At 72.9% G+C, this 12,585-nt stretch carries 11 protein-coding genes; 8 read left to right on the top strand and 3 right to left on the bottom strand.

Annotated elements, in window-relative coordinates:
* Positions 1 to 112 precede the first annotated feature (112 nt).
* Positions 113 to 1,942, bottom strand: a complete 1,830-nt coding sequence (locus ACFVTR_RS05945; RefSeq protein ID WP_387035600.1) for a hemagglutinin — start codon at positions 1,940 to 1,942, stop codon at positions 113 to 115.
* 370 nt (positions 1,943 to 2,312) lie between these two features.
* Between ACFVTR_RS05945 and ACFVTR_RS05940 the strand changes: the two genes are divergently transcribed.
* The 8 genes from ACFVTR_RS05940 to ddaH all read left to right on the top strand — a co-directional run bounded on the left by ACFVTR_RS05940 (position 2,313) and on the right by ddaH (position 10,798).
* Positions 2,313 to 2,858 carry a hypothetical protein gene (locus ACFVTR_RS05940; RefSeq protein WP_387035599.1) on the top strand — a complete coding sequence of 182 codons (546 nt, stop codon included), beginning with the start codon at positions 2,313 to 2,315 and terminating at the stop codon, positions 2,856 to 2,858.
* A 51-nt stretch (positions 2,859 to 2,909) separates the two neighbouring features.
* On the top strand, positions 2,910 to 4,388 hold the full coding sequence (locus tag ACFVTR_RS05935) for a hypothetical protein (RefSeq protein WP_387035598.1): 1,479 nt from the start codon (positions 2,910 to 2,912) through the stop codon (positions 4,386 to 4,388).
* A 58-nt stretch (positions 4,389 to 4,446) separates the two neighbouring features.
* Positions 4,447 to 5,715 carry a DUF6350 family protein gene (locus tag ACFVTR_RS05930; RefSeq protein WP_387035597.1) on the top strand — a complete coding sequence of 423 codons (1,269 nt, stop codon included), beginning with the start codon at positions 4,447 to 4,449 and terminating at the stop codon, positions 5,713 to 5,715.
* A 55-nt stretch (positions 5,716 to 5,770) separates the two neighbouring features.
* The gene (purN, locus tag ACFVTR_RS05925) at positions 5,771 to 6,364 is read left to right on the top strand and encodes a phosphoribosylglycinamide formyltransferase (protein ID WP_376944395.1); all 594 of its coding nucleotides are present in this window, start codon (positions 5,771 to 5,773) and stop codon (positions 6,362 to 6,364) included.
* Complete coding sequence (gene purH, locus ACFVTR_RS05920) at positions 6,361 to 7,971, top strand: bifunctional phosphoribosylaminoimidazolecarboxamide formyltransferase/IMP cyclohydrolase (protein ID WP_387035595.1); 1,611 nt, start codon at positions 6,361 to 6,363, stop codon at positions 7,969 to 7,971. The genes purN and purH overlap by 4 nt, the downstream gene beginning before the upstream one ends.
* A gap of 249 nt (positions 7,972 to 8,220) precedes the next feature.
* Positions 8,221 to 8,871, top strand: a complete 651-nt coding sequence (locus tag ACFVTR_RS05915) for a Glu/Leu/Phe/Val dehydrogenase dimerization domain-containing protein (RefSeq protein WP_387035593.1) — start codon at positions 8,221 to 8,223, stop codon at positions 8,869 to 8,871.
* A complete protein-coding gene (locus ACFVTR_RS05910) occupies positions 8,868 to 9,311 on the top strand; it encodes a hypothetical protein (RefSeq protein WP_387035591.1) in 444 nt (147 codons plus the stop codon). The genes ACFVTR_RS05915 and ACFVTR_RS05910 overlap by 4 nt, the downstream gene beginning before the upstream one ends.
* 212 nt (positions 9,312 to 9,523) lie before the next feature.
* A complete protein-coding gene (gene ddaH, locus ACFVTR_RS05905) occupies positions 9,524 to 10,798 on the top strand; it encodes a dimethylargininase (protein WP_387035589.1) in 1,275 nt (424 codons plus the stop codon).
* 64 nt (positions 10,799 to 10,862) lie between these two features.
* Here ddaH and ACFVTR_RS05900 read toward each other — a convergent pair whose 3' ends face one another.
* Both ACFVTR_RS05900 and ACFVTR_RS05895 read right to left on the bottom strand, forming a co-directional pair.
* Positions 10,863 to 11,534 carry an ABC transporter ATP-binding protein gene (locus ACFVTR_RS05900; protein WP_387035587.1) on the bottom strand — a complete coding sequence of 224 codons (672 nt, stop codon included), beginning with the start codon at positions 11,532 to 11,534 and terminating at the stop codon, positions 10,863 to 10,865.
* Entirely contained in the window at positions 11,531 to 12,583 is a 1,053-nt protein-coding gene (locus ACFVTR_RS05895; protein WP_387035585.1) for an ABC transporter ATP-binding protein, read from the bottom strand. Before ACFVTR_RS05895 ends, ACFVTR_RS05900 begins: the two co-directional genes overlap by 4 nt.
* Positions 12,584 to 12,585: the final 2 nt, after the last annotated feature.

Raw genomic sequence — 12,585 nt, 5'->3', positions numbered from 1 at the left:
AGGAAGAACAGAACCCCGTAGACCCATGGTCTGCGGGGTTCTGCCGTCCGGCGGGGTGGAGCGGGGGGCGCACCCCGGCCGTCCGGCTCAATTCATGTTCGACGCTCGTCGCTCACTCGCTGCTGATGCTGCCCCCGTTCACGATGCTCAGCACCGAGGTCTCGTGGCAGCTGGCGCCGATGTCCCGCTGCGCCGGGTTCGTGCTGTCGTAGTTGACTCGCCACGAGAACGACCCGCCCACCGTCTGCGCAGTGGTGTTGTTCGTCGACACCGTCTGCGGCGAGGCACCCGACACGCTGACGTTCAGCTGCGTGAAGATGGCCGAACCGGTGCACGTCGCGTTCGCGAACAACTCGAAGTCGACGTTGCCGGCCAGAGCGCCGCTGCCGGCCGGGGCCGACACCGTCACCGAGTCGTTCGGCACCCACCGCTGCGCGCTCGAGAGCGTCGAGGGCACGGTCTGTACCACGACGTCCTCATTGGTGTCGGTGCATCCGCTGTTGTGCGTGGTGCCGTTGGTGTTCGGCGGGCTTCCGCTGTACACGGCGACCCAGTGGTAGGTGCCCGGGAGGGTGGGCACGAACTGCGGGGCCGGCGAGTTGTAGGTGCCGTTCCCGTTCACCGTCACCGCCGACGAGGTGTACGCCAATGTGGTGCAGTTGTCAGGCCCGAACAGCTTGAAGGTGATCGTGCCTCCGGCCGCGGCCCCACCGGTGCCGGTCAGGTTGATGACCGGGTTGGCCGGCTGGGTGGCCGTCCCGTTCAGGGTGGCCGAGTCCGTCACCGGGTTGCCGAGCAGGACGTCATCGCCCGCGGTGGTCGCCAGCGCCGGGGTCTTCGGGTTCACCGTGAAGCACTCCGTCTCGGTCGAGTCGCTCGAGCCGGGGATGCCGTTGGCGGTGTCCCCGCTGAACTCCGCGCGCCAGCAGTACCGACCGACGGAGGTGACGTAGGCGGTCGGCGACACGACGGTCACCGGGTAGTCCGCGCCCGTCAGGTTCGTCGTCCCGACGCTGGTGCCGCCGGTGTCGCACAGGGCCGGTGCATCCACCTTGCACAGGGAGAACGCCACCGAGCCCGCAGGATCGGCGTCGCCTCCTTCGATGTCGACCACTGCCGAGTCCTTCACCGCGACGACGCCGGTGCCGATCGAGAGGCCGCCGACGGGGATGTCAGCTCCGCCGCCGTCCTTCGGCGTGGTCACCGTGGTCGAGGTGCAGTTGCTGATGGGCGGTGTCGTGGCGAGGATCGTGTCCTTGTAGTCGGCGGTGTCGGAGTTGCCGGTCACCGTGCTCGGGATGGTGTTGGCGAACGAGAGGCACTCGGTGGACCCGCCGAAGATGGTGTCCGTCAGGTTGACGGCCGCTTCGCCGAAGAACCCGTCGGCACTGTACTGCGCCGCCGAGTTGGAGCTGTCGAGCGCCAGTGGCGGACCGAGGGTCAGGTTCGGCGCGGTGCCGCTCCAGACGCGGAGGAACAGGTCGAGGCTTCCGCCCTGCTGGTCCCACAGGATCATGAAGTCGCCGGCCGTGCGGTTGGCCCACGGGTTGCAGTCGGCGATCAGTTGCGCGGGCGTCGCCGTCTCGTAGGCGCAGGCCACGGGCGCCTTGTTCTGCATGAACTCGTAGGCGATGAACCCGCTGCCGGTGTTCTTGTCGCGCTCCCAGGCGAAGTAGAGCCAGTCATCGTCGTCGGCGTCCTTCTCCGTGTCGAGCCAGGCTCGGCGCAGGTCGACCTGGGCGTTCGGGTTCGTCTCGCCCAAGGTGGGCGGTGCGTCCCGGTTGATGACGCCGATCTTCGTGGTGCTCGAGTTGAGCGGCCCGAGCTCCTTCACGCTTCCGAAGAGATCGTCGATCTGGGTGGTGCCGCCGTCCGGCACGGAACCGTCGATGTCGAACGGCGGGACGGATCCCGCGAGCGCGGGGCCCGCGACGAGGAACATCGTGACAGCGAGACAGCTCGCTGCCGTTGCAGCGAGCACCCGTCGCGTCCGAGACGTGCTTCCGGACGAGCGGGTTGGGGTTGTGAGCGGCATCGTCGCCTCCCGGTGTGCAACGTCGTCCGGCCCGGGCGGACCGGACGGTCCCGGCGGGGCGATGGTCGGGGCGGCTGTGCGCGGGCGTGGCAGGGCGTGCGGGTGACGGTCGTCTCCGCGCCGTGGGTGAGGCGGCAGCGGAATGCATCGAACCCGGGGGAGTCTCAGGTTTTCACCTCGCACGCTACTCCGATGCGAACCCCTGCGACAGAGTAACTGAGTGATTCTCATGACCCAGAACGGGGGTCATCCGCCCGCAGCGTGAGAGAGTGGCGGCATGAGCGTCGAAGAACCGGATGCCGCGCGCGAGCGCGACCACCGCGCCGCGCAGGTGCGCGACCACCTCGTCCGAACGGCCTTCGTGACCGAGGAGTCCGTGTACGGCGTCGTGCTCGTGTCGGGCATGATCGTGGTGGCCGGAACCCACGGCTCGAGCTCGTGGGAGGTCTTCTGGATCGTGGCGATCACCGTCGTCGTGTTCTGGGCCGCGCACGTCTACGCGGGCACGGTCTCGCGGCACGGCCTCGCCATCGACCACGTGATGCCGCTGCGGCAGGCGTTCGACGCGGCGCTGAACCACTCGCTCGGCCTGCTCGCCTCGGCGCTGCTGCCGTCGCTGATCCTCCTGCTCGGCGCGCTGCGCGTGGTGCCCGACGCCTTGACCATCTGGCTGGCGTTGTGGGCGGGCGTGCTCGTGCTCGCCGTGCTCGGATTCGTGGCCTACCGGCGTCGGGGCGCACCGTTGCACAAGCAGTTGCTCGGCGCCGTCACCACGGCGGCCTTCGGCCTCGTCATGATCGTGTTGAAGGCATTCATCCACTGAGTTCGTGCTCGGGGCGCCCCCCAAGCGCTATCGTCATGCTGAGGGGGACACATGCCGAAGATGACCAGTGCCGAGCTCGAGGCCCGTGTGGCCGAACTCGAGGCCGAGAACGCGCGCCTGCGCAGCGTCGAGACGACTGAGGTGTCCGGCGCGCCGGCCGTCCCGGCCGCCGCCGAGAAGCGTCGCGGGCGTGGTCGCGGTCGCACCGTCGCGGCCGTCGTCCTCGTGGTGATCGGGCTGCTGCTCGCCCCCGTCGCCGTCGTCGCGGCGTGGGCCCGCCTCGAACTCGTCGACACCGACCGGTTCGTGGCGACCTTCGCGCCGCTCGCCGAGGACCCCGAGGTGCAGGAGTACGTCTCCGACCAGGTGACGGCGGCCATCGAACGCCAGGTCGACATCCCGCAGCTGACCGCCGATCTCTTCGACGGCCTCCGGGCCCTCGACCTGCCGCCCCGCGCCGCGGACGCGCTCGGCCTCCTCGAGGCGCCGGCCACGCAGGGGCTGCAGTCGCTGGTCGCCGACGTGGTCGACCGGCTCGTCGCCTCCGACGCATTCGCCGACATCTGGCGTACCGCACTGCAGACCACCCATACCCAGTTCGTCGCCGCCGTGCAGGGCGACCCCGACGCGATGCTCGAGATCGGCGGCGACGGAACGCTGTCGGTGCAGATCGGCCCGATCATCGAGGCCGTGAAGGAGCGCCTCTCGGAGCGCGGCGTCGGGTTCGCCGACGCGATCCCGGTCGTCGAGCAGAGCATCGTCGTCGCCCAGGGCGACGCCTTCGTGCTCGTGTCCACGCTGTACTCGCTCGCGGTCGGCATCGGCACCTGGCTGCCGTGGGTCGCGCTCGCCTTCCTGGTCGCGGGCGTCCTCGTCGCGAAGCGCCGTTCGAAGGCCTTCGTCTGGACGGCCGGCGGCTTCGCCTTCGTGATGGCCCTGCTCGCCGCGGGCTTCGAGATCGGCAAGATCGTCTTCATCGCGACCATCAGCCCGAGCATCATCCCGGGCGGCGCCGCCGAGGTCATCTACGCGCAGCTCACGGAGGCGATGCGCTCGACGACCGTCGCCCTGCTCGTGCTCGGCCTGTTCGCCGCGCTGATCGCGTGGGTCGCCGGCCCCTGGGCGCCGGCGCGCTCGCTGCGGGGATTCGCCGGCAGCGGCTTCGCGGCGCTCCGACGCGCGGGCGACCGGCACGGGCTCTCGACCGGGTCGTTCGGCCACGCGCTCGATCGCTCCCACGGGCTGATCGCGGGCGCGATCGCGGTGATCGCCGCCGCGGTCATCCTGCTCAACCGCCCGGTGACGACGTCCTCGGTCGTGACGACCGTGCTCCTCGCGCTCCTCGCCCTCCTCATCCTCGAGGTGCTCCGCCGACCCGTCGACGAACCCGTCGAGGCGGCCGCCGAACCGAACGAGGCGGATGCCGCGGAGCCGGCGCCGGAGGCCGCCGACGATGTCGAGGCCGGCGACGACTCCGAGGCCGACGACGACGCCGAGGTCCCCACCGGCGGCCGATCCGGGCCGAGCTGACGTCGCGCCGCCGTGGCGGGCGGGTTCGGCGCCCGGTTCCGCTAGGCTCGGCGAGGTCATGAGACGTACGACGATCGCCCTGCTGGCCGCCCTCGAAGCCGCCGTCTCGGCGCTCATCGGTCTCGGCGTCGTGCTCGTGCCGCTGCTCGTCGTCTGGGCGGTGCACTTCGGCCTGGCGGTCGACGCGGCCGCCTTCTTCCGCGCCGCCGCCGACCTCTGGCTGCTCGGCCACGGGGTCGACCTCGTGCTCCAGCTCGACCCCGTCACCGCGGAGCGCATGGCGCTCCCCGGGGCCGGCGATCCGTTCCCGATCACGATCACGCTGCTCGGCTTCGCGCTCGCCTCGGTCGCCGTCGGTCGCCGCATCGGTCGCCGCTCGGCCGCCGCCGGTCACTCGATCACCGGGTCGGTCTCGGCGATCGTGGTCTACGCGCTCGTCGGCGCCGTACTCGGCCTCGCCGCCGGCAGCGAGGCGGCGAGTGCCTCGCTCTGGCAGGCGATCGTGCTGCCCGCCTTCGTGATGGCGATCGGCGTCGTCATCGGCGCAGTGCTCGAGACGCTCCGCGAGGCCAACCTGGGCGACCTTGCCGGCGGCTGGGTGCGCGATCGGCTCGACGAGCTGCCGCCCGCCGGCGTCGACGCCGTGCGTCGGGCGGCGCGTATCGGCGGCGCCGCCGCCTTCGGCGTGCTCGGCGTCGCCGCGGTGCTCGTGGCCGCGCTCATCGCCGTCGACTACGCGACGATCGCGGGGCTCAGCCAGTCGCTCGGCGCGGGGGTCGACGGAGGCATCCTGCTCACCGTCGTCGAGCTCGCGTTCATCCCGAACTTCGTGATCTGGGCGTCGGCCTGGCTCCTCGGGCCCGGGTTCGCGATCGGCGCGGGCACGACCGTCGCGCCGGGCGGCACCGTGCTCGGGCCGATCCCCGGAGTTCCGCTGCTCGGTGCGCTGCCGGGCGACGCCCCCATGCTGGGCGTGCTCTGGCTCCTCGTCCCGGTGGTGCTCGGCTTCGCGGGCGCGTGGTTCGTGCTCGGGCGGGAGAGCGCGAGCGTGGCGAGCACCGAGGCCAGGGGCGACGTCGGGTCCGAGCCGTGGTGGTATCCGGTCGCCGTGGGCGCCGGAGCGGGTGTCGTCGCGGGCATCGTGATGGGACTGCTCGCCTGGTGGTCGGGCGGTGCGGCCGGTCCCGGACGCCTCGCCGTCGTCGGTCCCGACCCGTGGGCCGTCGCGCTCGTCGCCGCCGCGACGGTGGGCGTCGGCGCGATCGCGGGCGGCGTGACGGCGTGGATGCGCCTCCGGCAGCCCTCGCACGAGTACGCAGCCCGGTAGTCCCCGGGTCGACGGGGCCGTCGTGGCGGCCTCCGGCGGCCGGTAGGCTCGAGGGGTGCTGAAGCTCGTCGTCCTCATCTCCGGCGGAGGCTCGAACCTCCGGGCCCTGCTCGAAGCCGCCGAAGACGCCGAGTTCCCGGCGCGCGTCGTCGCGATCGGCGCCGACCGCGAGGCATCCGGTCTCGTGCTGGGCGAGGAGTACGGCGTGCCGACCTTCACGGTGCCCTTCACCGCGTACCCCGACCGCGACGCCTGGGGCGACGCGCTGATCGAGGAGGTGCGCCGCTGGGAGCCCGACCTCGTCGTGCTCTCGGGGCTCATGCGGCTCGTGCCGCCCGCCGTCGTCGACGCCTTCTCACCGCAGCTCATCAACACGCACCCCGCGTACCTCCCCGAGTTCCCCGGCGCGCACGGCGTGCGCGACGCGCTCGCCGCGGGCGTCGCCCAGACCGGGGCGAGCCTCATCGTCGTCGACAACTCCGTCGACGGCGGCCCGATCATCGCGCAGGAGCGCATCCCGGTGCTGCCGGGCGACACCGAGTCGAGCCTCCACGACCGCATCAAGCCCGTCGAGCGGCGCCTGCTCATCCAGGCCGTGCTCGACATCGCCAATTCGCACCTCGACCTGAAGGACCTCGCACGATCATGAGCGGCCACGCCATCGACCCCAGCCTGTACCGCGAGCGCGACCTGGTGCCCGTGCGCCGGGCGCTCATCGCCGTGAGCGACAAGCGCGGCCTCGTCGAGCTCGCGAGCGCGCTCGTCGAGTCCGGCGTCGAGATCGTCTCGACCGGCGGCACCTCGAAGGCCATCGCCGACGCGGGCCTGCCCGTCACGCAGATCGCCGAGGTCACGGGCTACCCCGAGCACCTCGACGGACGCGTGCGCACGCTCCACCCGGCCGTGCACTCCGGCCTCCTCGCCGACCTGCGTCTCGAGTCGCACGAGCAGGAGCTCGCCGGACTCGGCATCGCCCCGTACGAGCTCGTCGTCGTGAACCTGTACCCCTTCGTCGAGACCGTTGCCTCGGGCGCCGCGCCCGACGCCGTCGTCGAGCAGATCGACATCGGCGGGCCGGCGATGGTTCGCGCCTCGGCGAAGAACCACGCGAACGTCGCCGTCGTGGTCTCGCCCGACCGCTACTCCGAGGTCGTCGCCGCGCTCGCCGCGGGCGGCACGACGCTCGCGCAGCGCCGCGAGCTGGCCCGCGAGGCGTTCCGGCACACCGCCTCGTACGACGTCGCCGTCGCCTCGTGGATCGGCAGCGTGGTCGCTCCCGACCAGGCGCCCGAGGTCTCGCCGTTCCCGGCCTGGGTCGGCGGCACCTGGACGAAGGACGCCGACCTCCGCTACGGCGAGAACTCGCACCAGCAGGCGGCGATCTACTCCTCGCAGGGCGGGCGGCCGGGTATCGCCCAGGCCGTGCAGCTGCACGGCAAGGAGATGAGCTACAACAACTACGTCGACGCGGATGCCGCGGTGCGGGCCGCCTTCGACTTCGACGAGCCGGCCGTGGCGATCATCAAGCACGCGAACCCGTGCGGCATCGCCGTCGCCGCGGCCGGTGCCGCCGACCCGATCGCCGACGCCCACCGCCGCGCGCACGAGTGCGACCCGGTCTCGGCGTTCGGCGGCGTGATCGCGGCGAACCGCATCGTCACCCGCGAGATGGCCGAGACCGTCGCCGGCATCTTCACCGAGGTGCTCGTGGCGCCGGCGTTCGAGGCCGAGGCCGTCGAGATCCTCACGCAGAAGAAGAACATCCGCCTGCTCACCCTGCCCGAGGGCTTCGTGCCGACCGCGGTCGAGCTCAAGCAGATCTCGGGCGGCGTGCTGCTGCAGCAGGCCGACCGGCACTTCGCGCCAGCCGCCGAGTGGTCCCTCGCCGCGGGCGAGGCGGTCGACGCCGAGACGCTCGCCGACCTCGAGTTCGCCTGGCGGGCCTGCCGCGCGGTGAAGTCGAACGCGATCCTGCTCGCGTCGGGCGGCGCCTCGGTAGGCGTCGGCATGGGCCAGGTCAACCGCGTCGACTCGTGCAAGCTCGCGGTCGAGCGGGCGGGCGACCGGGCCGCGGGCTCGGTCGCGGCATCCGACGCGTTCTTCCCCTTCGCCGACGGACTGCAGATCCTGCTCGACGCCGGCGTGAAGGCCGTCGTCCAGCCCGGCGGCTCGGTGCGCGACGAGGAGGTCGTCGCGGCGGCCGCGGCGGCCGGCGTCACGATGTACTTCACGGGCGAGCGGCACTTCTTCCACTAGGCCGCCACCCCACCCGCTCGAACGGGAGGAGATCGCGCGATCGGGAGGGCCGGATCGCGCGAATGCTCCTCCCGTTCGTGCGATCTCCTCCCGACCGGGGCAACGGCGGGCGTGATGCGAACCGACGGTCACGGCGAGCCGTATGCGAGCCGCGGCATGCCGAGCGGCGGTACCCTTGGATCGACCCTGCGCACACCCCGCGCGGGCGAGGTTCCGCCCACGAAGCGGATGATTCGAGGAGAACGATCGATGTCGATCACCCACGCCCCGGCGGTGCCCGCCGAGGTCAGCGCCACCCTGCCGAGCGACGCCCCCGACCATGAACGGGTGCTCATCACCCGCGGTCCCCGCTCGGGACTCACCGTCATCGTCGCCGTGCACTCCACGCGCCTCGGCCAGGCGCTCGGCGGCGCCCGCGTCTGGAACTACGGCCACTGGACCGACGGCCTCGCCGACGCCCTGCGCCTGTCGCAGGCCATGACCATGAAGAACGCCGCAGCCGGCCTCATGCGCGGCGGCGGCAAGTCGGTCGTCGCGGTTCCGGCCGGAGTCGTCCTCGACGAGGCGCAGCGCCGCGACGCGATGCTCGACCTCGGCGACGCCGTCGAGTCGCTCGGCGGCGCCTACATGACCGCCGAGGACGTCGGCACGAGCGCCGAGCTCATGGCCGTCGTCCACGAGCGCACCGAGCACGTCTGCGGCCTGCCGCCCGAGCAGGGCGGCGTCGGCGAGCCCGCCGACGCGACCGCCGCGGGCGTCCACGCCTCGATCCTCGCGACGCTCGGCCACGTGTTCGGCTCGAACGACGCCGCCGGCCGCCATTTCGTCATCTCGGGTCTCGGCCAGGTGGGCGGTCGCCTCGCGCGCAGCCTCGCCCCGCGGGCGCCCGCCTCACGGTGACGGATGTCGCGGAGCACAAGCGTGCGCTCGCCGACGAGCTCGGCGCCGCCTGGGTCGACCCGGCCGAGGCGCACCGCGTCGAGGCCGACGTCTTCGTGCCGTGCGGGCTCGGCGGCGTGCTGACGCCCGCCGTCGTCGACGAGCTGCAGGTGCGCGCCGTCGTCGGCGCCGCGAACAATCAGCTCGCCTCGCGCGAGGTCGCCGGCCTCCTGCGCGACCGCGGCATCGTCTGGGCGCCCGACTTCGTCGTGAACGCCGGCGGTGTGATCTACCTCGACGTCGCCGGTCAGCCCGGTGCCGACCAGGCCGCGCTCGACGCACGCATCGCGGGCATCGGCGACGTCGTCGCCGCCGTGCTGCAGGACGCCGTGACGACCGGATCGACCACGCTCGACGCCGCCGAGCGGCTCGCCCGCGCCCGCCTCGACGCGGGGCGCTGAGCCGGCGGCTCCTGTCGCCGCATCCCGCCGCCGCCGGGCGACGCGTCGAGTGCACGCTCGACGTCTCGCCCGGCGGCCCGGGGGGAGCGTTCGGCACGCCAGGTGACGCTTGCAGGGCGCGGAGCACCGCGGCGATGCGTGGGCCACGGTGCGGCGCTGTGGCGCGGGGAGCGCGGACGCCGAGGCCTTCGACCGGCCAGTAGGCTCGTGCCATGACCTCCCCCGTTCCGCCGGCTTCCCCCCTGCCCGCATCCCGCTCCGCGGCCCGCTTCACGCCGGCCACGACCCGCGGACGCCGGGCGGCGGCGGCCCTCGTCTCCGCGGCGGTCGTCGCGATCATCGCCATGAGCGTCGCGGTGCTCGCCTTCTTCATCGGCAACGGGCAGTCCCCGGCCGTCTTCGCCCAGGTCTTCGGGCACTTCGCCCTCGCCGCGTTCTTCGCGTGGGGGCTGCTCTCGATCGCGAACGCGCTCGGGGCGACCCGCGCGTGGTTCCTCGCCCTGATCACGGGGTTCACCTCGGCCTGCCTCGCGGCCCTCATCGCGACGACGATCATGGTCGCCCTCACCGCGCGTTCGCCGTTCGGGCCGCAGGCGTTCCTCTTCGTCGTCGGCTCCCTCGTGAGCCTCAACCTGATCTTCGTGCTCGCCGTGGTGCTCGGTCAGGTGTTCCTCGCGCCGCGCGTCGTGCACGGCGTCCTCAGCTACGCACCGGTTCGCGAGCCGCGCCGGATCGCCCTCGTGCGCATCCCCGCCTCGAACCTCGACGAGGCCGAGCTCACCCACCTCGAGCGCCGTCCCGTCGACCAGGCGCGCGCCGACGAGCAGTGGGACAACTACTGCGCCGCGCTCGTCGCCGAGGGGTGGGAGACCGTCGAGGTCGACGCCGCTCCCGAGCTGGCGGATTCGGTGTTCGTCGAGGACACGGTCGTCATGTTCGACGACCTCGCCGTGCTCACGCTGCCCGGCGCCGAGTCGCGCCGCGCCGAGGTCGAGGCCGTGGAGCGGGCGGTCCGTTCGATCTCGCGGTTGAGCGTCGCGCGCATCGAATCACCCGGCACCCTCGACGGCGGCGATGTGCTGAAGGTCGGCGACGTCGTCTACGTGGGGGCCTCCTCGCGCACCAACGCCGAGGGCATCCGCCAGCTCCGCGAGCTCCTCGCGCCGCACGGCTACACCGTCGTCGGCGTCCCGATGTCGAAGGCGCTGCACCTGAAGAGCGCGGCGACCGCTCTGCCCGACGGCACGGTCATCGGCGACCCTGCGCTCCTCGACGAGACCGGGCTGTTCCCGCGGTTCCTGCCGGTGCCCGAGCCCGAGGGCGTCGCCGTCGTCGCGCTATCGGCCACCTCGCTGCTCATGTCGGCGTCGGCGCCGCGCACCGCGGCGATGCTCGCGGGGCTCGGCTACCGGGTGGTGACCGTCGACATCAGCGAGTTCGAGAAGCTCGAGGGCTGCGTGACCTGCCTGTCGGTGCGGGTGCGCTGAGCCGTCGCCGTCGCCGTCGGCCGCGCGGTCAGCCGGTCGGCGCGGCGTGTGCAGGCGGCCGCGGTCAGCCGACGGCGCGGCCGTCGTGGAGCTCGATGACCCGGTCGGCGCGGCCGACGAGGGCGGCGTCGTGGGTGGTGACGACGGCGGCGACGCCCTGCGTGTGCACGAGGTCGACGATGAGCCCCATGACCGTCGCGGCGGTGCCGCTGTCGAGCTGCCCGGTCGGTTCGTCGGCGAGCAGCACCTGGGGCCGGGCGGCGAGCGCCCGCGCGATGCCGACGCGCTGCTGCTGCCCGCCCGAGAGCTCGTAGGGGCGCTGCGCGGCGTGCCCGGCGAGCCCGACGAGCTCGAGCGCCTCGGCGACCCGGGCGGCCCGCTCGGCGGGGGGCGTGCGCTGCAGGCGCAGCGGCACCTCGACGTTCTCGGCGGCCGAGAGCACCGGGATGAGCCCGAACGACTGGAACACGTAGCCGACCCGGTCGCGGCGCACCGCCGCGAGCCCCTCCTCGTCGAGCGCCGTCAGCTCGTCGTCGCCGAGCCGCACGCTGCCCGAGGTGGGGCGGTCGAGGCCGCCGAGCAGGTTCAGCAGGGTCGTCTTGCCGGCGCCCGAGCGACCGGTGACGACGAGGAGCTCACCGGGGTGAACCTCGAGGGAGACGCCGTCGACCGCGTGCACGGCGCCCGCGCGGCCCTCGAAGACACGGCTCACAGATTCGGCGCGCAGTGCGCTCATCGCTCCTCCTCGGTGTTGTCGGGCGTCGTCGGCTCGGATGCCACGGGGTCTGCGGCGTGCCGCGCACGCCGCGAGCTCGGGGCGGGGGCCCCGGGGGTCCTGCCCGGCTGCGGCGCCGCGGCCGGCGGCGGCGTCTCGCCCGGCGGTGGCGCCGTGGCATCCGCCCGCCGTTCGTGACCCGGCCAGACACCGACGTGGTCGCTCTCGAGCGCGAGGCGCACGCGGTCGCGGAGCTCGAGGCTGTGCATGAAGTCCTGCGGCAACTGCAGGCGGCCGACCCGGTCGAGCACGGCGAACTCCTCGGCGACGTGCTGCTCCTCGCCGTGCTCGTCGACGTGCACCGAGCGCAGCACCTCGGTCGAGGTGCGCCCGTCGCGGATCTGCACCGTGCGGCGCACGTGCCCCGACACGGCCGGGTCGTGCGTGACGATGAGGGTCGTCACGCCGAGCTCCTCGTTGACGCCACGCATCGCCTCGAGCACGGCGGAGGACATGGCCTCGTCGAGCTCGCCCGTGGGTTCGTCGGCGAGCAGTACGAGCGGGTCGTTCGCGAGGGCGACGGCGATCGCGACGCGCTGCTGCTGCCCGCCAGAGAGCTCGGCGGGGCGGCGGTCGCGCTCCGGCCCGACCTCGAGCAGTTCGAGCAGCTCGTCGACACGGCGGGCGCGTTCGGCACCGCGCCTGGTGCGGGCGACGTTCATCGCGAGGGCCACGTTCTCGGCCGCGGTGAGGTAGGGGAGGAGGTTGCGTGAGGTCTGCTGCCACACGAAACCGACGGTGCGGCGGCGGTAGTCGATGCGCTCGCGGGCGCCCATCGTGAGCAGGTCGTGCCCCGCGACACGGGCGACACCGGCGGTGGCGGTGTCGAGGCCCGAGAGGATCGTGAGCAGCGTCGACTTGCCGGAGCCCGAGGCGCCGACGACGGCGACCATCTCGCCCGCCTCCACCCGAAGGTTGAGGCCCTGGAGGGCCTGCACCTCGACGCCGTCGGCGGTGAAGATGCGCACGAGGTCAGTGCAGAGGATGTGCGGTTCGTTCTCGTTCGGCATGT

It is taken from the genome of Agromyces sp. NPDC058126 (assembly GCF_042884595.1).
GTDB lineage: Bacteria > Actinomycetota > Actinomycetes > Actinomycetales > Microbacteriaceae > Agromyces.
Note: the sequence above shows the minus strand (reverse complement) of the source record. Positions and strands in the feature narration are given on the sequence as shown.

What these genes read in the sequence shown, in the direction of transcription:
- ACFVTR_RS05935 (WP_387035598.1), top strand. Translation starts at nt 2,910, where the DNA reads ATGCCGAAGATGACCAGTGCCGAGCTCGAGGCCCGTGTGGCCGAACTC.
- ddaH (WP_387035589.1), top strand. Translation starts at nt 9,524, where the DNA reads ATGACCTCCCCCGTTCCGCCGGCTTCCCCCCTGCCCGCATCCCGCTCC.
- ACFVTR_RS05895 (WP_387035585.1), bottom strand. Translation starts at nt 12,583, where the DNA reads ATGCCGAACGAGAACGAACCGCACATCCTCTGCACTGACCTCGTGCGC.
- ACFVTR_RS05900 (WP_387035587.1), bottom strand. Translation starts at nt 11,534, where the DNA reads ATGAGCGCACTGCGCGCCGAATCTGTGAGCCGTGTCTTCGAGGGCCGC.
- ACFVTR_RS05915 (WP_387035593.1), top strand. Translation starts at nt 8,221, where the DNA reads ATGTCGATCACCCACGCCCCGGCGGTGCCCGCCGAGGTCAGCGCCACC.
- ACFVTR_RS05930 (WP_387035597.1), top strand. Translation starts at nt 4,447, where the DNA reads ATGAGACGTACGACGATCGCCCTGCTGGCCGCCCTCGAAGCCGCCGTC.
- purH (WP_387035595.1), top strand. Translation starts at nt 6,361, where the DNA reads ATGAGCGGCCACGCCATCGACCCCAGCCTGTACCGCGAGCGCGACCTG.
- ACFVTR_RS05940 (WP_387035599.1), top strand. Translation starts at nt 2,313, where the DNA reads ATGAGCGTCGAAGAACCGGATGCCGCGCGCGAGCGCGACCACCGCGCC.
- ACFVTR_RS05945 (WP_387035600.1), bottom strand. Translation starts at nt 1,942, where the DNA reads ATGTTCCTCGTCGCGGGCCCCGCGCTCGCGGGATCCGTCCCGCCGTTC.